The organism is Bacteroides difficilis (genome assembly GCF_048319815.1).
Classification (GTDB): domain Bacteria; phylum Bacteroidota; class Bacteroidia; order Bacteroidales; family Bacteroidaceae; genus Bacteroides; species Bacteroides zhangwenhongii.
Window position 1 is genome coordinate 4512709 of record NZ_CP182814.1, and the last position, 20225, is coordinate 4532933.

The 20225-nt window shown below is 43.9% G+C and carries 17 protein-coding genes; 13 read left to right on the forward strand and 4 right to left on the reverse strand.

Going from position 1 to position 20225, the window contains the following annotated elements; genetic code table 11:
- Window positions 1–14 precede the first annotated feature (14 nt).
- The gene (locus ACNOGP_RS17815; protein ID WP_418213379.1) at window positions 15–2108 is read right to left on the reverse strand and encodes a DUF5695 domain-containing protein; all 2094 of its coding nucleotides are present in this window, start codon (window positions 2106–2108) and stop codon (window positions 15–17) included.
- Between the two features lie 301 nt (window positions 2109–2409).
- Between ACNOGP_RS17815 and ACNOGP_RS17820 the strand changes: the two genes are divergently transcribed.
- The 8 genes from ACNOGP_RS17820 to ACNOGP_RS17855 all read left to right on the forward strand — a co-directional run bounded on the left by ACNOGP_RS17820 (window position 2410) and on the right by ACNOGP_RS17855 (window position 11778).
- Complete coding sequence (locus ACNOGP_RS17820; protein WP_007759219.1) at window positions 2410–2679, forward strand: hypothetical protein; 270 nt, start codon at window positions 2410–2412, stop codon at window positions 2677–2679.
- Window positions 2680–2687: 8 nt separating this feature from the next.
- Window positions 2688–3242, forward strand: coding sequence for a 1-acyl-sn-glycerol-3-phosphate acyltransferase (locus ACNOGP_RS17825; protein ID WP_418213380.1), 555 nt, complete (start codon window positions 2688–2690; stop codon window positions 3240–3242).
- A gap of 12 nt (window positions 3243–3254) precedes the next feature.
- Window positions 3255–4034 carry an amidohydrolase gene (locus ACNOGP_RS17830; protein WP_418213381.1) on the forward strand — a complete coding sequence of 260 codons (780 nt, stop codon included), beginning with the start codon at window positions 3255–3257 and terminating at the stop codon, window positions 4032–4034.
- 145 nt (window positions 4035–4179) lie between these two features.
- Window positions 4180–6171 carry a glucosamine-6-phosphate deaminase gene (locus ACNOGP_RS17835; protein ID WP_007759217.1) on the forward strand — a complete coding sequence of 664 codons (1992 nt, stop codon included), beginning with the start codon at window positions 4180–4182 and terminating at the stop codon, window positions 6169–6171.
- A gap of 216 nt (window positions 6172–6387) precedes the next feature.
- The gene (locus ACNOGP_RS17840) at window positions 6388–9294 is read left to right on the forward strand and encodes a xanthan lyase (RefSeq protein ID WP_418213382.1); all 2907 of its coding nucleotides are present in this window, start codon (window positions 6388–6390) and stop codon (window positions 9292–9294) included.
- Between the two features lie 78 nt (window positions 9295–9372).
- The gene (locus ACNOGP_RS17845; protein ID WP_007753530.1) at window positions 9373–9690 is read left to right on the forward strand and encodes a hypothetical protein; all 318 of its coding nucleotides are present in this window, start codon (window positions 9373–9375) and stop codon (window positions 9688–9690) included.
- Entirely contained in the window at window positions 9690–9902 is a 213-nt protein-coding gene (locus tag ACNOGP_RS17850) for a sulfurtransferase TusA family protein (protein WP_418213383.1), read from the forward strand. Before ACNOGP_RS17845 ends, ACNOGP_RS17850 begins: the two co-directional genes overlap by 1 nt.
- A 16-nt stretch (window positions 9903–9918) precedes the next feature.
- Window positions 9919–11778: a YgiQ family radical SAM protein gene (locus ACNOGP_RS17855; protein WP_418213384.1), complete on the forward strand. Its 1860-nt coding sequence runs from the start codon at window positions 9919–9921 to the stop codon at window positions 11776–11778.
- A gap of 4 nt (window positions 11779–11782) precedes the next feature.
- Here ACNOGP_RS17855 and ACNOGP_RS17860 read toward each other — a convergent pair whose 3' ends face one another.
- From ACNOGP_RS17860 to mfd, 3 genes are all read right to left on the reverse strand, one after another.
- Window positions 11783–12079 carry a type II toxin-antitoxin system RelE/ParE family toxin gene (locus tag ACNOGP_RS17860; RefSeq protein WP_186926091.1) on the reverse strand — a complete coding sequence of 99 codons (297 nt, stop codon included), beginning with the start codon at window positions 12077–12079 and terminating at the stop codon, window positions 11783–11785.
- A complete protein-coding gene (locus ACNOGP_RS17865; RefSeq protein ID WP_195476123.1) occupies window positions 12067–12279 on the reverse strand; it encodes a hypothetical protein in 213 nt (70 codons plus the stop codon). Before ACNOGP_RS17865 ends, ACNOGP_RS17860 begins: the two co-directional genes overlap by 13 nt.
- Window positions 12280–12373: 94 nt before the next feature.
- A complete protein-coding gene (gene mfd / locus ACNOGP_RS17870; RefSeq protein WP_418213385.1) occupies window positions 12374–15748 on the reverse strand; it encodes a transcription-repair coupling factor in 3375 nt (1124 codons plus the stop codon).
- Between the two features lie 335 nt (window positions 15749–16083).
- On the opposite strand from mfd, the gene ACNOGP_RS17875 reads away from it, so the two are divergent.
- From ACNOGP_RS17875 to ACNOGP_RS17895, 5 genes are read left to right on the forward strand one after another with little or no spacing between them, the layout of a single operon-like run.
- On the forward strand, window positions 16084–16827 hold the full coding sequence (locus tag ACNOGP_RS17875; protein ID WP_007753522.1) for a polyprenol monophosphomannose synthase: 744 nt from the start codon (window positions 16084–16086) through the stop codon (window positions 16825–16827).
- Window positions 16824–18161, forward strand: coding sequence for a dihydroorotase (locus tag ACNOGP_RS17880; RefSeq protein ID WP_418213386.1), 1338 nt, complete (start codon window positions 16824–16826; stop codon window positions 18159–18161). Before ACNOGP_RS17875 ends, ACNOGP_RS17880 begins: the two co-directional genes overlap by 4 nt.
- 36 nt (window positions 18162–18197) lie before the next feature.
- Window positions 18198–19109 (forward strand): vitamin B12 dependent-methionine synthase activation domain-containing protein, encoded by a 912-nt coding sequence (locus tag ACNOGP_RS17885; protein WP_418213387.1) that lies wholly within the window; start codon window positions 18198–18200, stop codon window positions 19107–19109.
- A gap of 5 nt (window positions 19110–19114) precedes the next feature.
- Window positions 19115–19627 (forward strand): RNA polymerase sigma factor, encoded by a 513-nt coding sequence (locus tag ACNOGP_RS17890; protein WP_007759202.1) that lies wholly within the window; start codon window positions 19115–19117, stop codon window positions 19625–19627.
- 6 nt (window positions 19628–19633) lie between these two features.
- Complete coding sequence (locus tag ACNOGP_RS17895) at window positions 19634–20209, forward strand: hypothetical protein (RefSeq protein ID WP_186967894.1); 576 nt, start codon at window positions 19634–19636, stop codon at window positions 20207–20209.
- Window positions 20210–20225: the final 16 nt, after the last annotated feature.

Here is a 20225-nt window from a genome sequence, read left to right on the forward strand (position 1 = left end):
GACGAATCTCCCAATCAATAAATATTATCACTCACCAACAAATAATAAACTAATGCCCAATCCTGATCATTAGCATATGGGTCATAGAACTCACCTTTCATACCATTCACTCTGTTGGGATATATATAGGCACAAGAGGCACGACCATCTTCAAAAAACAAACAAAGATTGTTCCTTACTACATTTTCCGCACGCTTCTTATAAGAATTATCTCCCGTACATTGCGCATAAAGATAGAAAGCAGCTCCGGACAATGTACTCCAATAATGTGGAAAAGTATCTCCCCACATTTCTCGTTTTCCAAACCAATAACCATCCCAATGGCGAATCGCAATTTCATTCAGATGATAGCTTGGCTGATTTCCCGCAAACGCTTCCAACACAGACATTTGCCGTTTTGCCTCATCCAAATACTTTTGAATACCTGTTTCCTGATAAAGTTGGAGTAAAAACATGATACTCGGCGCTACAATACTTTGCTCATAATTAACTTCACTTGCCGGATAATTCAATCCATTTTTCACAAAAGTATCCCCTACTCGTATATAATCGTTTTTCAATGTTTCATATTCAGTTTGCATTCCGGCTGTTTTCAACATCTGTAATCCCAAACGTACAGGTATGCCTATGGCATAAAATCCATGACCAAACTGCCGGAACATAGAACGTAATGTCTTATAGCCATCAACAGCATACTGCTTATCTTTAGTAATACCATACATTTGAAAATAAAGTTCGGATACCCAAGCATAATTGTAAGCTCTGTTCCTACCTTTCCGATCAACGGATGAGAATGTTTTATAATCACTCTCTTGCAATCTGTTTCGCAAGAATTTCGTATATCGTAAAAGAGATTCTTTTATTTCTGAACTAGGATGTAACTGATAGTATTTAGCCAACAACACACCCATTCCTACGCGTTCAGCACCTTCATCTCGGTCTACCGGATTACAATTTGGAGTATTATTCAAATATATTTCATTTTTTTCGTTGTCATACACCATAAAAGCATCTTTTCTTCTATCTGATCCCTTCATTTGTTGATGATTGAGGATAAAATCCACCCGTTTTTGTATTAAACTATCCACATTACTGATTACCAAACAAGTAGCATGTGTCTGTTTATTCGTTCCATAGGAGATATCCAAATGTACTTCTCCGAGCTGATCCATTACAATTTCCGCAATCCATTTATCTCCCTCTTTATGCATAGGAGTAATAATACTGTTCTTTTTCACTATACATTTCTGAACTACAGAAGCACCTGCTAATTCTATTCGGGCTGTTTCTCCTTTTTCAAAAACATATTTATTACAAGACACGAACACACTTCCTTTTTCTAATACTTTTTGTTGGAAATCATCTATGCCTTTATGTGAGAATAAGCGCCAAGATATTGAATATTCCTTACCCGGTTCCAATTGTATATCCGGCAAATTCAAAGCTATGATTCCTCGCGTATGAGAATTGGCCTTATCATTACCACGCTCCCATATTTCGTAGCTTTTAACCGCTCCTTTTGTTACAACTAAACCTAAATGCGGCGCATAACCACCCATCCGAAGAGCATTTACATAAGCAGCATTGTCTCCTTCCCAAATGTGAGTATTTGTACGGGCATTTATACATGTTTGAGAATTGGGGTAATTATCATTAAAAGGAGTATAAATTCCAATGTCAGCAAGCGAAATATGCTCGTTTCCTAGATTCCGAAATATATATTCTTCTACCAAATCTTCATCTCTCATATATCTTTTTACCAGAATACGAATATCACCAGTAAAATAAATTATTTCTTTTCCACCTTGCCTTATTTCAACAGGAACATTCCAATGTACTTCATCCTGTCGATTTCCTTTTATCTGAGTAAAATATCCCAATCCCCATCCATAGTTCTCTTTAATCCACGAATATTGACTACCATCTGTCGCTACCAACCAATTCATTCCTTGTGGATCACCTGCTATTGTCAACGCTTGCAAAGCACCAGTACGGGGATTCGCCTGATAGTTAATTTGTTGTGCCATGACAGGTGTGCACACTGTGATTCCAAGTAGTCCAAGACTACAAAGTTTAAGTAATTTCCTTTTCACTTTTTTCTTTTTCATGATGCTTAAGTATGTTATTCTAAATACTCTGTAAAAGTACTTCTTTTATTATCATTTGTAGTTTAAAAATCGTTCAAAAAGGGATAAAAACAGACAAGACGATTTATTCATTACAATTATCAGTATAGAATCATTCATTAAAGTTTAATTTTCGTTCAAATTCTCCAGCCAGATACAACAAACAATATACATATAAAAACACTTCTATTTCATTTTTCAGACCATTTATTCGCCTAAATCAAAGAAAGTAACTATCTTTACCACAAATATTTTTTATTATTCACCATTAAATGTAAAGATTATGGCAAGTAGAAGAGAACTCAAAAAGAATGTAAACTATATCGCAGGAGAATTGTTCACCGAGTGTTTAATCAACAGTATGTTTATACCTGGTACTGACAAGACTAAGGCCGATGAGCTAATGGCGGAAGTGCTGAAAATGCAGGATGAATTTGTATGCCGCATCAGTCACACCGAACCGGGAAATGTGAAAGGTTTTTATAAGAAATTCCGTGCAGACTTTAATGCAAAAGTAAACGAGATTATTGAAGCGATCGGAAAATTGAACTAAAAAACAGAATGAAGAAAGCAATTTATAGCTTTATCTATTACCACCTATTGGGGTGGAAGACAAACGTTACGGTAACCAATTATGATAAATGCGTGATTTGTGCCGCTCCACACACTACGAACCTTGACTTATTTATTGGAAAACTATTTTACGGTGCTTTAGGCCGTAAGACAAGTTTCATGATGAAGAAAGAATGGTTTTTCTTTCCACTCGGACTTTTTTTCAAAGCAGTCGGCGGAATTCCCGTAGACCGTAGTCGGAAAACTTCGTTGGTGGATCAGATGGTCAAACATTTCAACGAATGCAAAAAGTTTCATTTGGCTATCACGCCCGAAGGAACCCGCAAGGCAAATCCAAATTGGAAAAAGGGTTTTTATTATATCGCCTTGAAAGCGCAAGTACCCATCGTATTGATCGGTATCGATTACAGCAAAAAGATGATTTCGGCAACGAAAGCCATCATGCCGTCGGGAGATATTGATAAAGACATGAGAGAAATCAAACTTTATTTCAAGGACTTTCAAGGAAAACATCCTGAGAATTTTGCCCTTGGCGATATTTAATCACTAAACAGTGTGGATTCAATCCGTATTTCCATAGTACAAACCGATATCGTTTGGGAAAACAAACAAGAAAATCTCCGTCTGCTCCACAAGAAACTACAAAGTCTCTGTGGAACAACGGAGATTGTTGTTTTACCGGAAATGTTTTCTACCGGTTTCAGTATGCAGAGCAAAACGTTGGCAGAACCTAATTCCGGTGAAACCATTACGACTCTCAAATTATGGACCAGGCAATTCCGGATAGCCATCTGCGGAAGTTATATCGCAACGGATAACGGGTTGTTCTACAATCGGGCATTTTTTCTGACACCGGAAGGAGAAGAATTCTATTACGACAAACGGCATTTGTTCCGCATGGGACGGGAAGCCGAACATTTCTCCGCCGGCACGAAACGGCTTATCCTTCCCTACCTCGAATGGAACATCTGTCTGCAAGTCTGCTACGACCTTCGTTTCCCGGTATGGAGCCGAAATGTAAACAGTGAGTATGACTTATTGATATATGTAGCCAACTGGCCTATCCCCCGCCGCCCGGTATGGGATACGTTGCTTCGGGCTCGCGCGTTCGAGAATCAGTGCTATGTATGCGGTGTCAACCGGACAGGAACCGACGGTTACCATTTGGACTATAATGGAGGAAGTAAAATTTATTCAGCTTTCGGAGAAGAGATAGCCTCGCTGCCCGACGGCCGGGAAGGAATAGCTACGGCAACTCTTAACCTGCCCGCTCTCCGTCAATTCAGAGAAAAATTTCCGGTATGGAAAGATGCAGACGAATTTCATCTGTCATAGTTGCTATCAAACAAATGTTAAAAACCAATTAAAACGACAACAATACCGAGAAGTAGGTAGTTAATTATATAAACCTCTTTTGTATCTTTGTCGTGAAAATACAGTCGTAAGAACTCTAATCTTACATAACTTAATTAACAACTTTATGAAAACAAATCTTAGTTCTCAAATCAGTCTCCACCGGGTCTCCCCCAGATATTACAGACCGGAGAATGCTTTTGAAAAATCAGTCTTGACAAGACTCGAAAAAATTCCTACGGACATTTACGAATCTGTAGAAGAAGGCGCTAACTACATTGCCCGCGAAATAGCACAAACCATCCGCGAAAAACAAAAAGCCGGACGTTTCTGCGTATTGGCTCTTCCGGGAGGAGATTCTCCCAGACACGTATATACGGAACTTATTCGTATGCACAAGGAAGAAGGACTCAGCTTCCGTAATGTGATCGTATTTAATATGTACGAATATTATCCATTGGCTCCTGATGCAGTCAACAGCAATTTCAACGCTTTGAAGAATATGCTGTTGGATCATATCGACATCGACAAGCAGAATATATTCACTCCCGACGGAAGCATTGCCAAAGATACAATCTTTGAATATTGCCGTCTCTACGAACAACGTATCGAAAGTTTCGGAGGCATTGATATTGCTTTATTGGGTATCGGCCGTGTGGGTAACATCGCATTCAACGAACCGGGTTCACGCTTGAACTCTACCACCCGTCTGATTTTATTGGATAACGCTTCACGCAATGAAGCATCCAGAATTTTCGGAACAATGGATAATACTCCGATCAGTTCTATCACGATGGGAGTAGCTACCATCCTCAGTGCAAAGAAAGTGTATCTGCTTGCATGGGGCGAGAACAAAGCAGCTATGATTAAAGAGTGTGTGGAAGGTGCGATTACCGATACTATTCCTGCTTCTTATCTGCAAACTCACAACAATGCGCATGTAGCTCTTGACCTTTCGGCAGCCATGAATCTGACACGCATCCAACGTCCGTGGCTGGTAACTTCCTGCGAATGGAATGACAAATTGATCCGTAGCGCTATTGTCTGGTTGTGCCAGTTGACAGGCAAACCGATTTTGAAACTGACCAACAAGGATTATAATGAAAACGGTCTGAGTGAACTGTTGGCTCTTTATGGTTCTGCATACAATGTAAATATCAAAATTTTCAATGATTTGCAGCACACCATCACCGGATGGCCGGGCGGCAAGCCGAATGCTGACGACACCTATCGTCCCGAACGTGCAAAACCCTACCCGAAACGTGTGATTATTTTCTCTCCCCATCCTGATGATGACGTTATCTCTATGGGTGGAACTCTCCGCCGTCTGGTAGAGCAGAAACATGAAGTACACGTAGCATACGAAACTTCCGGCAATATCGCTGTAGGTGATGAAGAAGTAATCCGTTTCATGCACTTCATCAACGGATTCAACCAGATCTTCAACAATAGTGAGGACCAGGTTATCAATGAAAAGTACGCAGAAATACGTAATTTCCTGAAAGCGAAGAAAGACGGTGATATGGACAGCCGTGACATACTGACTATCAAAGGTCTGATCCGTCGCGGTGAAGCCCGTACTGCTTGTACATATAATAACATTCCATTGGAACGTTGCCACTTCCTTGATCTGCCTTTCTACGAAACGGGTAAGATTCAAAAGAATCCGATCAGCGAAGCCGACGTAGAAATCGTACGCAACCTGCTCCGTGAAGTGAAACCTCATCAGATTTTCGTAGCCGGCGACTTGGCCGACCCGCACGGTACACACCGTGTATGTACGGATGCAGTATTCGCTGCCATCGACCTTGAAAAAGAAGAAGGTGCCAAGTGGCTGAAAGACTGCCGTATCTGGATGTATCGCGGCGCGTGGGCCGAATGGGAAATTGAGAACATTGAAATGGCAGTGCCTATCAGCCCGGAAGAACTTCGTGCGAAACGTAATTCTATCCTGAAGCATCAGTCGCAGATGGAAAGCGCTCCTTTCTTGGGTAACGATGAACGTCTGTTCTGGCAACGCAGCGAGGACCGTAATCGCGGTACAGCTGCATTGTATGACAAATTGGGCTTGGCTTCATACGAGGCAATGGAAGCGTTTGTTGAATACATTCCGCTATAAGGAAAGAAGGTATTCTTGATTAAGAGAATATAAAACAATAAAAGAAGAGTGGGAAGTGGGATACTTCTCGCTCTTTTTTGTTTATTTTTGCGGAGTAATTCACCACAGAGGAAAGGAGGACACAGAGGACTTCATAAATAAAAGAATTATGTAGTTTCCGCATTTACCCCTCTGTGTCCTCCTTTCCTCTGTGGTGAGTATAAAAAAGCAGCAAGTATGAAGATAATAGTGTTTTTCCTATGCCTTACATTGGGAGTAAATTTCCTTTCTGCTCAGGACATTGAAAGGAATGTAAAAGAACGATTGACAGATTATTTCGGCAGATATACCGCAACGGTGAAAATCAGTACGCCTAAACTGAAAAGTGTTGATATAGATTATGAACGCAAAACGATTGCTATCCATGCTTCGGAGAGTTTTGCTTATCAGCCTTTTCGACCGGAGACTGTAGAAGCTGTTTACAACCAAGTGAAGGAGCTGCTTCCGGGGCCTGTCCACTACTATCGACTCACTATCTTTGCAGATGGAAAGCCCATTGAGGAACTTATCCCGAATATTTATCGGAACAAGAAAAAGGATAAGGAACGGATGTCCTTGAAAACCGATTATAAAGGCGCAGCGTGGGTAAAGAACATTTCACGGCCCAATGAAATATCACGAGGATTGCAAGACCGACATATCGCAATCTGGCAAAGTCACGGCAATTATTTCAAGAACGACAAGAATGAATGGGGATGGCAACGCCCCCGTCTGTTTTGCACAACGGAAGATCTGTTCACACAGTCGTTTGTCCTTCCGTACGTAATCCCGATGTTGGAAAACGCAGGCGCAATCGTCTACACTCCCCGCGAACGGGATACTCAGAAAAATGAGATCATTGTGGACAACGATACACCTAATGCTTCTCTTTATCTGGAAGTAGGAAGCAAAAAAGCACATTGGGCTACTGCTCCGATAAAAGGATTCGCTCAAAAGAAGGCGATTTATAGAGATGGAGAAAATCCCTTCACAGACGGGACCTGCCGCTTTATTACGACCGAAAGAAAGAAGAAGAAAAATAAAGACCAGGCTTTCGCCGAATGGGTGCCTACCCTACCGGCAAAAGGAGAATACGCGGTTTATGTCTCTTACCGGACATTGCCTAATAGCGTGAGCGACGCCAAATATCTTGTTTTCCACAATGGAGGGGTGACCGAATTCAAAGTGAATCAAAAGATAGGCGGAGGCACTTGGGTTTATCTGGGCACATTCGAGTTTGACAAAGGCAATAACGATTACGGTATGGTAGTGCTAAGCAACGAGAGTAGCGAGCATGGCGTAGTATGCGCAGATGCGGTACGTTTCGGGGGAGGAATGGGAAATATTGCGCGGGGAGGAAAGATAAGCGGTTTACCCCGTTATCTGGAAGGGGCACGCTACTCTGCCCAATGGGCGGGAATGCCATACGAAGTATATGCGGGGCGGAAAGGTGAAAATGATTATGCGGATGACATCAATACACGCTCCAACACAATTAATTATTTATCCGGAGGTTCTGTCTATAATCCGCAACAACCCGGTTTAGGTATTCCTTTGGAAATGACAATGGCACTGCATAGCGATGCGGGATGCAGCAAAACGGATGAGCTGATCGGCTCATTGGGAATATACACCACTGATTTTAATAATGGAAAACTGAACACAGGAATCGACCGGTATGCCTCACGGGATTTGGCCGATATTCTACTCACTCAGATTCAGAAAGATATATATTCAAGTTATAATCTGTCTTGGACACGACGCAGTATGTGGAACCGCAATTACAGCGAGACACGTCTTCCGGCTACTCCTTCTACCATTATCGAATTACTTTCCCATCAGAACTTTGCCGATATGCAGTTGGGACATGATCCGAATTTCAAGTTTACGGTGGGACGTGCCATCTATAAAGGTATCTTGCAGTTTGTTGCCGGCCAGCATGACAAAGAATATGTAGTGCAACCTCTTCCTGTCAGCAATTTTGCTATCCGCTTCGGAAAGAAAAAGAATACGTTGGAACTTTCGTGGAAAGGTGAAAACGATCCGCAAGAACCCACTGCACAGCCACATGAGTACATTGTATACACACGCATTGGCTATGGTGGTTTCGACAACGGTACATTAGTCAGCAAGACGTCCCATACCGTCAAAATAGAGCCGGGACTCGTTTATTCCTTTAAAGTAACTGCCGTAAATCGGGGTGGTGAAAGCTTCCCGTCCGAGATACTCTCTGCTTATAAGGCCAAACGCGAACGGGAAAGAGTATTGATAATCAATGGATTCGACAGAGTCAGCGGACCGGCTGTCATTAATACGTTTGACAAAGCAGGATTCGACCTGGAACAAGATCCCGGAGTTCCTTATTTATCAAACATCTCATTCAGTGGGGCGCAAATAGGGTTCGATCGGGCACAGGCCGGAAAAGAAGGAGAAGGCAGTCTGGGATATAGCGGGCGCGAGTTGGAAGGAATGAAAATAGCAGGTAACACATTCGACTATCCTTTCATTCATGGAAAAGCGATTCAAGCCGCCGGCAAATATAGTTTCGTGTCATGCAGCGACGAGGCTGTGGAAAACGGTACAGTCACACTGGAAGATTATCCGGTTGTGGACTACATTTTGGGAATGGAGAAAGAAGATCCGGCCCATAAAGTATACTACAAAACATTTTCTTCGGCCATGCAACGGATCATCACCAGTTATTGCCAGTCGGGAGGAAATCTATTTGTCAGTGGTGCATACGTGGGAAGCGATATGAGTGGAACACAGGGGAACCGGGAATTTACGGAGAAGATCTTAAAATACGGTTATCAAAACAGCATGACGGACAAGAGCTCAAACCGCATTAACGGGTTGGGACGTACGATTACCATACCGAGAACGCCTAATGAAACCAGCTATGCCGTCCCTGCTCCCGACTGTATCGTTCCGGTAGATACGGCATTTCCTGTCTTTACATACGTTCCCGGCAACCAAAGCGCAGGTATCGCTTATAAAGGAAACTACCGTACCTTCGTATTGGGATTTCCTTTTGAAAGCATACAATCGGAAGCCGACCGGGCAACTATCATGGCAGGTATACTGGGATTCTTTACGCAGAGATAAAAAATATCCTTTTTTTTAATCTGCTTTTCATTTTAAGTTCTATCTTTGCTACTATAATAACCCTTAAAACTAGAAAAGATGTATACTATACAAGCAAATCCCAGCGGTACACGCAGCATAGAGGTCTCTAATGAGAATCTGAGAACGATCGAGAAATATGCATTGTTCCGCCATCTCATTGATAGTACCGGCATTGTAGACGAAGCGGTTTTGGACAAGTTGAAACTAAATATCCGTTCCCTCATCGCCAGTCAGGAAGAAGACAGCAAGGACTTGCTGGACCTCTGTATTGATGTGATTTACCACAATAATATGAAGGCATTCGGCTTGCAACAGCTTATCAAGCTCTATCTGACGTGGCTTTCCAGTCCGGAAACGGAAGAAGAGGAGGCATAATGATTACAGTAAATACTTGCGGAATCACAGCCTATAGTCCGCTGATTCCTGCAATAAAAGCGATGTGTAATGCGTCTCCCGGTGAAACACTGAAGATTATCATGAACCATGCCGATGCGTTTCAGGACCTGAAGGAATATCTGTCCGAACAAGGCATCGGTTTCCGCGAAATTTATGACGGAGAACAAATGACAGTACAGTTCACCGTATAATGCGTATCTTTGCAGCATGAAAGAATATCGATTGACTGACTGGTTACCTACTACCAAAAAAGAAATAGAACTTCGCGGATGGAATGAACTGGACATCATCCTTTTCAGTGCGGACGCGTACGTAGATCACCCTTCTTTTGGTGCAGCCGTTATCGGCCGCATTCTCGAAGCGGAAGGTTTGAAAATAGCCATTGTACCCCAACCTAACTGGCGCGATGACTTGCGCGATTTCAAGAAGTTGGGGCGTCCGCGCCTGTTCTTTGGCATTTCCGGCGGGTGCATGGACTCGATGGTAAACAAATATACCGCCAACAAACGATTGCGTAGCGAAGATGCGTATACACCGGACGGGCGCCCGGATATGCGGCCGGACTATCCCTCTACTGTTTACAGTCAGATTCTCAAGAGACTTTATCCGGATGTTCCTGTCATCTTAGGAGGAATTGAAGCCAGCATGAGGCGGTTAAGCCATTATGATTATTGGCAGGATAAGGTACAGAAAAGCATTTTATGCGATAGTGGAGCGGACTTGCTTATTTATGGAATGGGCGAAAAGCCGATTGTCGAATTAACCCGTAAAATAAAAGGTTTGCTGCCGACAGAAGACGCTGTATGCACTGTCAACGATTTAAAAACAATCATCGGAACGATTCCTCAGACAGCCTATCTTTGCCGTGCCTCTGAGTGGACTTCCGATACGGAAGATATACAGCTCTATTCGCATGAGGAATGCCTGGCAGACAAAAAGAAACAGGCAAGCAATTTCCGGCATATTGAAGAAGAGTCCAATAAATATGCGGCTTCACGCATCACGCAAGCTGTCGGAAACAAAATCGTAGTCGTCAATCCTCCTTATCCCCCGATGAGCCAGGAAGAAATTGACCGTTCTTTCGATTTGCCCTATACCCGTATGCCTCATCCCAAATATAAAGGGAAGCGGATTCCGGCATACGATATGATAAAATTCTCCATCAATATCCATCGGGGATGTTTTGGCGGGTGTGCATTCTGCACCATTTCCGCACATCAAGGAAAGTTCATCGTCAGCCGCAGCAAAGAATCCATTCTGAGGGAGGTAAAAGAGGTAACTCAGTTGCCGGACTTTAAAGGATACTTAAGCGATTTGGGTGGTCCTTCCGCCAATATGTATCAGATGAAAGGGAAAGACGAGTCTATCTGTAAGAAATGCAAGCGTCCGTCCTGTATTCATCCGAAAGTCTGCCCGAACCTGAACTCAGACCATCGTCCGTTATTGGATATTTATCACGCAGTAGATGCCTTGCCCGGCATTAAGAAATCATTTATAGGCAGCGGGGTACGTTATGACTTATTATTGCATCGGAGTAAAGATGAGGCCATCAACCGCAGTACCGCCGAATATACCCGCGAATTGATTGTCAAGCACGTTAGCGGCCGACTGAAAGTTGCTCCGGAACATACAAGTGAACGGGTATTATCCGTAATGCGCAAACCTCCTTTCGAGCAGTTTGAAACATTCAAAAGGATATTCGACCGAATCAATAAAGAGGAGAACCTGCGTCAGCAACTCATTCCGTATTTTATTTCCTCGCATCCCGGATGCAAAGAAGAAGATATGGCGGAACTTGCCGTTATTACCAAACGGCTGGATTTTCATTTGGAACAAGTGCAGGACTTCACCCCTACTCCTATGACAGTAGCCACGGAAGCATGGTACACCGGATACCATCCCTACACGCTGGAACCGATATTCAGCGCCAAGACTCAACGGGAAAAACTGGCACAACGTCAATTTTTCTTCTGGTACAAGCCGGAAGAACGGAAAAATATCATTAATGAATTGAGACGTATCGGACGGGGGGATTTGATAGATAAGTTATACGGAAAAAAGAGATAGCTCCTTAAAAAGGGGCTTTACCCGGATCCTGTCTAGTATCAAAAACAGCTTCCACAAGAATCTGTTCTTCAAGCACCCTATAATACACCTTAAAGTAATCACAATGAAAAACACGTACGTTAGGTATAGAGGTAGCTTTATACATATATGGGTATTTGGCAACTAACTTTAGCACATCGTTTATCATTGTATAGATGGAACGGCTATATTTTGAATTTCCATTTCTAACATAATAAAAAGTAAGAATCTGTCGCAAAACGATTGTAGCAGTTTCCGTCCACACAATCTTTAATCCAGCCATTGTCTCACTTGCTTGTCAACCTCTTCTTGAGTATACAACCGACCTTCTTCATAATCTTTTTCCGAACGCATTATAATTTCCCGTTCGTATTCTGTAGGAACACAAAGACATACATCAGAACCGGCCCTTTGATAAGTAGCTACCGGATCATTTACCTGTTCCGGCTTTTCATTTTCCTGTGATTTATATTTTGCAGCCATATCTCTCATATTGTTTATTATAAGCCCAAAGATAGACAGACTTTCCTCAAAAAACAAACTTATTCAGTTTAATCTCACTAAAGGAGGCAATTTACTAAAGCCCATTCGGTTGTAACGCAACAATCTCCTGCAATACGCTAACCGCTGTCTCCACATTCGACACATCTTTAATCAGCATACTCCGTTTCCCGTTCTGCTCGCGAAGATCGCAACGGCGGGTATACTTCATCATATAATCAATCACCTTTCCGAAAGCCTGGCTCTGATAGAACGGGCTATCTGGATTGGAGACAAAGAACAATGTCATGCGTCCACCCTTCAAGAATATCTTCTCCGCTCCCAAACGTGCCGCCAACCGACGCAGAGGAACGATACGGAGCAATTCTTCCGTTTCCGGCGGAACAGGGCCGAAGCGGTCTTCCAGACGAGAACGGAAAGCTGCGACGTCTTTGTCCAATGTCAGACTGTCCAATTCGCGATAAAGCAACATACGCTCACTGCTACCGGTCACATAATTCGCCGGTAATAACAATTCCAAATCACTTTCCACCTGACATTCATCCACAAATCCTTCACCGCTGATCTGCCCTTCCCCTTTGATTTCCTCCGCATACAAATCTGCAAATTCATCGTTCTTCAGTTCATGAACAGCTTCACTGAGAATCTTCTGATACGTCTCATATCCCAAGTCGGCAACAAATCCGCTTTGTTCCGCCCCCAACAGATTACCGGCTCCGCGAATATCCAAATCCTGCATGGCAATGTGGATACCGCTTCCCAAATCGCTAAAGTTCTCAATCGCTTGAAGGCGCCGCTTTCCCTCTGCGGTAAGACTGCTTAACGGAGGAGCCAACAGATAACAGAATGCTTTTTTATTGCTACGTCCTACCCGCCCACGCATCTGATGAAGATCGCTCAAGCCGAAATTCTGCGCTTGATTGATTATAATCGTATTTGCATTCGGGATATCAATACCGCTCTCAATAATGGTAGTCGCCAAAAGGACATCATAATCATAATTGACAAAATCCAGAATAATCTTTTCCAATTGCGCCGGCTCCATCTGTCCGTGACCGATAGCCACACGGCAATCCGGAATGTGACGCTCGATCATCGCTTTCAGTTCCGGCAAATTAGCTATCCGGTTATTGACAAAAAACACCTGACCGTTACGGCTCATTTCAAAATTAATCGCATCCGTAATCACCTCCTCATTAAAGGTATGCACCTCTGTCTGAATCGGATAACGGTTAGGCGGAGGCGTAGAGATAACACTCAGATCGCGCGCACCCATCAGCGAGAACTGAAGCGTACGGGGAATCGGAGTAGCGGTCATTGTCAATGTATCCACGTTCACTTTCAGCTGCCGCAACTTTTCCTTTACAGAGACTCCGAATTTCTGTTCTTCATCAACAATCAGCAATCCCAAGTCTTTAAATTGGACGTCTTTTCCCAAGATGCGGTGAGTACCTATCAGTATATTGACATCCCCCTCCTTCAATCCTTTCAACACAGCTTTAGATTGTGCGGCCGTACGTGCACGACTCAAATATTCCACCCTGCAAGGCAATCCTTTCAAGCGGTCGCGGAATGTCTGGAAATGCTGGTAAGCAAGCACCGTAGTCGGCACAAGCACAGCCACCTGCTTATTATCGGCAACCGCCTTGAAAGCCGCACGGATGGCAACCTCTGTCTTTCCAAATCCCACATCCCCACAGACCAGACGATCCATCGGACGATCACTCTCCATATCCGCCTTGACATCAATTGTCGCTTTGCTCTGGTCCGGCGTATCTTCATAAATAAAAGAAGCTTCCAGCTCACGCTGCAAGAAACTATCCGGACTATAAGAGAAGCCCTTTTCCTGGCGACGCTGCGAATACAGCTTAATCAGATCACGGGCAATATCTTTTATCTTACTCTTTGTACGCTCTTTCAGTTTCTCCCACGCACCCGTGCCCAATTTATTAAGTCGGGGAGCCTCTCCCTCTTTTCCTTTGTATTTGGAAACTTTGTGCAAAGAATGGATAGAAACAAATACCACATCATCATTCTGAAAAACCAGTTTCAGGACTTCTTGCGTAGTATCTCCATTCGGAATACGCACCAGACCGGAGAAACGTCCGATACCATGATCCGTATGCACCACATAATCGCCCGGAGTAAACTGGTTCAATTCTTTCAAGGAAAGGGCCACCTTTCCCGAACGGGCTTTATCACTCTTCAGATTATACTTATGGAAACGGTCGAATAACTGATGGTCTGTAAACACACACAGCCTCAACGTATTATCAACGAACCCTTCGTGAATGGTACGCTCAACAGGAGTAAATTGTATCTTATCACCACGATCCTCAAAAATAGCCTTGATACGATCCGTTTGCTTCGTGCTGTCGCTACATATATAAAGCAGATAACCTTTCTCCAGATACTCTTTGAGAGAGGAAGCCACCAAATCGAAATTCTTATGAAAGATAGGCTGGACGGATGTACTGAAAGAGACACTGGCTTCCGGCGTTCCGGTTGGCTTGTTACCAAATTCCAACCGACGGAAATCAAGAGCGCGTACAGTAAACTCACTGCCATCGATCAATTTTCCCTCCAACGTAATTTCCCCATTCTCTTCGGCCTCCTGAACGGCTATTGCCTGCGGAGTCAACGCCTCATCATGCACCACTTGGATTCGCTCGCGCAACCAAAGAAAGTCACGCATGGCGAGCACGGTTTCTTTCGGAATAAAATCCAGAAAAGAAGTGGTTACCTCTCCCGTCACTGCCAAATCCGGAACGATAGACACTTCCTTTTTCTTCTCACGAGACAACTGAGACTCCACCTCAAAGGTACGGACACTCTCTACTTCATCACCGAAAAAGTCAATACGATAAGGATATTCCGAAGCAAAAGAGAAAACATCGATTATGCTGCCACGAACGGCATATTGTCCCGGTTCATATACATAATCCACATATTCAAAACCATAACTATGCAACACATCCGTTATAAAAGTAGTATCCACCTTTTCACCCACACTCAGTTTCAAGGTCTTATTGCTCAGTTCCTTACGGGATACCACTTTCTCAGCCAACGCATCGGGATAAGTGACGATACACAAACCTTTCTCTCCTTTCTGCAGACGGCTCAGCACCTCCGTACGCAAAATCTCATTGGCTGCGTCTTTCTGTCCGTACTTGATGGAACGCCGGAAAGAAGACGGGAAAAAAAGCACCGTTTCCGAGCCTAATATCTGTGTCAGGTCGTGATAAAAATACCCGGCTTCTTCAAGATCACCCAAGATAAACACAAACGGGCAACCACCCTCTTGCACCAATACAGAAGAAAAAAGGGAAGCAGCAGACGCATACAGTCCTCCACAAAAAACAGTTTGAACAGAAGTGTCCTTCAACAAGCGCTTCATTACTGCCGTATTGGGGTGGGCAGCATATTGTTGTTGCAACTCAGTTATTGTCATACCTATAAAATTTCACCGCAAAAGTACAAAAAAGATTGGGAGTACATACTTTAAAAATGGAAGTATTATCAAGAAATACACAGTAAGAATTACCGAACTACGGGCTCAGCGCCATTGAGACGTGGGCTGAGTCTCGGTAAAGCGTGGGCTCAGTATCGCTCAGACGTGGGCTTAGCATCAGTCAGACGTGGGCTTACCTCCCGTAAGGTGTGGGCTTAATTCCGGTGAGGTACGGAGTTATCCATAATGAGCCGCAGAACACGTTAAATATTCCTTAGTTCATCTATAACTAAAGGAAAAGAACTACTTTTGTTCTTAAATATTATAGTATCTATATGCAGACATCAGACAGCATTGTAATTATTCCTACTTATAACGAACGAGAGAATATCGAAAATATTATCCGTGCCGTTTTCGGACTTCCCAAAGTATTCCATATTCTGGTAATAGAAGACGGGTCACCCGACGGAACGGCAACTATTGTAAAAACCCTGCAACAAGAGTTTCCCGAACGCTTGTTTATGATCGAGCGTAAAGGGAAGTTAGGATTAGGAACCGCCTACATCACCGGATTCAAATGGGCATTGGAACATACATACGAATATATCTTTGAGATGGACGCCGATTTCAGCCATAATCCGAACGATTTGCCCCGTCTGTACCAGGCCTGTGCGGAACAGGGAGGCGACGTATCCATCGGTTCCCGGTACGTCAGTGGGGTAAATGTAGTAAACTGGCCGATGGGGCGGGTACTCATGTCCTATTTCGCTTCCAAGTACGTGCGGTTTATCACAGGAATCCCCGTGCACGATACCACCGCCGGATTCGTCTGCTACCGTCGCCAGGTATTGGAAACGATAGATTTAGACCACATCCGCTTCAAAGGATACGCCTTTCAGATTGAAATGAAATTCACGGCTTATAAGTGCGGCTTCAAAATCATTGAGGTCCCGGTGATATTCATCAATCGCGAATTGGGTACTTCCAAGATGAATAGCAGCATCTTTGGAGAAGCCATATTCGGTGTGATTAAATTAAAAGTAAATAGTTGGTTCCATAAATTCCCGCAAAAGAAATGAAACGTACACTGATTCAAAATGCCATTATTGTCAACGAAGGAAGAACAGTTCCGGGTTCGGTTGTGATTGAAGACGAGAAAATCGCCGAGATATTGGTTGGCGAAGAAAAAGCGTCTGCCCCCTGTGATGAAATAATAGATGCAACCGGATGTTATCTTTTGCCGGGTGCCATTGACGAGCACGTACACTTCCGCGATCCCGGTCTTACCCATAAGGCGGATATTATCACCGAAAGCCGTGCTGCTGCGGCGGGTGGCGTCACCTCAATCATGGATATGCCGAATACCAATCCACAGACCACCACTTTGGAAGCTCTTGATGAGAAATTCGCTTTATTAAGCGAGAAATCTGCCGTCAACTATTCTTGTTATTTCGGAGCAACCAACAACAATTACACTCAGTTTGCAAAGTTGGACAAACACCGTGTCTGTGGCGTTAAACTGTTCATGGGTTCAAGTACCGGTAATATGCTGGTAGACCGGATGGCCAGTCTGCGCAATATCTTTGGCGGTACCGATTTGCTTATCGCCGCCCATTGTGAAGATCAGGGAATCATCAAAGAAAATACAGATAAATTCAAGAAAGAGTACGGAGAAGATGTCCCGCTGTCCCTTCATCCGCTCCTACGTTCGGAGGAAGCCTGTTACCGTTCTTCGGAGCTGGCGGTACAACTGGCACGTGAAACAAATGCCCGCCTGCATATCATGCACATCTCCACTGCCAAAGAGCTCAGTCTGTTCTCAAACGCTCCTCTGGCACAAAAACGAATCACGGCAGAAGCCTGTGTTTCTCATCTGCTTTTCACAGAGGAAGATTACCGGACACTGGGCGCACGCATCAAATGCAACCCCGCCATCAAAACAGCAAAAGACCGGAAGGCCCTGCAGGAGGCTGTCAATAGCGGTTTGATAGACGCCATCGCAACAGACCACGCTCCGCACCTGCTAAGCGAGAAAGAAGGAGGGGCATTGAAAGCGATGTCGGGAATGCCAATGATTCAGTTTTCACTGGTCAGTATGCTGGAACTAGTGGACAAAGGAGTATTTACAATAGAGAAAGTGGTAGAGAAGATGGCTCATGCTCCTGCCCAAATGTACGAAATACAGAATCGGGGATTCATCCGGAAAGGTTATCAAGCAGACCTTGTGTTAGTACGTCCGGACAGCAATTGGACGGTAACGGCAGACTGCATTTTAAGTAAATGCAAATGGAGCCCGTTGGAGGGACATACATTCAATTGGAAAGTAGAAAAGACTTTTGCAAACGGGCATCTGCTATATAATAACGGAGAGATAGACAAGAACTATCGTGGACAAGAGTTAAGGTTCAGATAGTAAGTGAATTTCTCAAACAGAAAAACAAGCCCCATTATGCAATCTACAGTCTTATCTTATAAAATACATACGGTCGCCCCCTACATCAACTGGATTTACTTTTTCCACGCATGGGGGTTCCAACCACGTTTCGCAGCTATCGCCAACATTCACGGATGCGATGCCTGCCGTGCCATATGGCTGACCACCTTTCCGGAAGAAGAACGGAATAAAGCCTCCGAAGCCATGCAGCTTTTCAAAGAGGCCAACCGTATGCTGGATCTGCTCGACAAGGATTATGAAGTAAAGACAATCTTCAAGCTCTGTAAAGCAAACTCCGACGAAGACAATCTGGTGATTGAAAAGGAACAAGACCAATACATCACGTTTCCTTTACTCCGCCAGCAAACACCTAAAAGAGACGGCAGTCCATTCCTTTGTTTAAGTGACTTTGTGCGCCCCTCATCTTCCGGCATAGCCGATACGATCGGCGCTTTCGCCGCTTCCATCGATGCGGATATGGAAGGGCTTTACGAGCAAGATCCCTACAAACATCTGCTTGTCCAAACTCTTTCCGACCGTCTGGCTGAAGCTGCTACGGAAAAGATGCATGAGTATGTACGAAAAGAAGTATGGGGATATGCGAAAGATGAGAATTTAAGCATTGAGGATTTGCTAGTTGAAAAATATCAAGGTATTCGTCCGGCGGTCGGTTATCCGTCTTTGCCCGACCAATCCGTCAATTTCCTATTGGACGAACTATTGGATATGAAACGGATAGGCATCTCACTGACCGAAAACGGGGCAATGTATCCTCACGCATCCGTCTGCGGACTTATGTTCTCACATCCGGCTTCCGAATATTTTTCAGTAGGGAAGATTGGAGAAGACCAACTCGAAGATTATGCCCGCCGCCGGAATAAGAGTGTGGCAGAGATACGCAAATTCCTGGCTGCCAATTTACAATAACGCTCATGAGGGAACAGTCGGCAGAAACAGACAGGCCTGTTGAACAAGAATTCTTGTCGGTCATCCGTGAATATGAACGGGTGATCTATAAGGTGTGTTATCTGTACGCCAATCCCAATGCCCCTCTCAATGACCTTTACCAGGATGTTGTGCTGAACCTTTGGAAAGCCTATCCCAAATTCAGGAAAGAGTGTAAAATATCGACATGGATTTATCGTATTGCCCTCAACACCTGCATCAGTTTTTATCGCAAGGAAAAGAATATACCGGAAATTGTCAGCCTCACCAAAGAGATTGACTGGAGTATCGAAGCGCACGATCCGGTCAATGAAATGCTGAAACAGCTTTACCGGATGATCAATCAATTGGGGCAACTCGACAAATCCATCATCCTGCTCTATCTCGAAGAGAAGAGTTACGAGGAGATTGCGGAGATTACCGGACTGACGGTAACGAATGTAGCTACCAAGTTAAGCCGCATCAAAGACAAACTAAAAAAAATGAAAAAGGAAGACTAAAGATATATGGAACTGGAAGAATTGAAGAAATCCTGGAATGTACTCGATGAGCACCTGAAGGACAAAGAGCTCATTAAAGAAGAGGAACTTTCGAAATTGCTGGGACATACCGGCAAGGGCATTCACGCCATTGCCAATCTAAACATAAAGCTGATTCTGATTTCCCTGCCGATACTGATCCTGTTCTTGGCGGAAGTCCTGTTGCACAACAGGCTGAACCCTATCTATATCATTATCCTTCTTGCTTGGATTCCCGCACTTTGCTGGGATATCGTCACTACCCGCTACCTCCAGCGGACCCGAGTAGACGAAATGCCTTTGATAGAAGTAATCAGCCGTGTCAACCGCATCCACCGATGGACCATCAGAGAGCGTCTGTTTGCCATCTTTTTCCTTCTGGTATTGGCTGTTCTTTCATTCATTTACTGGCAAGTATGGCAATACGGTATAGGCATGATTTCCTTTTTTGTCCTGTTATGGGGAGGCGGTCTCGGACTGATCTTATGGATTTACCGCAAGAAGTTCCTAAACCGTATCCACGAAATCAAAAAGAATCTGAACGAATTAAACGAATTCAGATAATAAAGAGGAAAGAGTG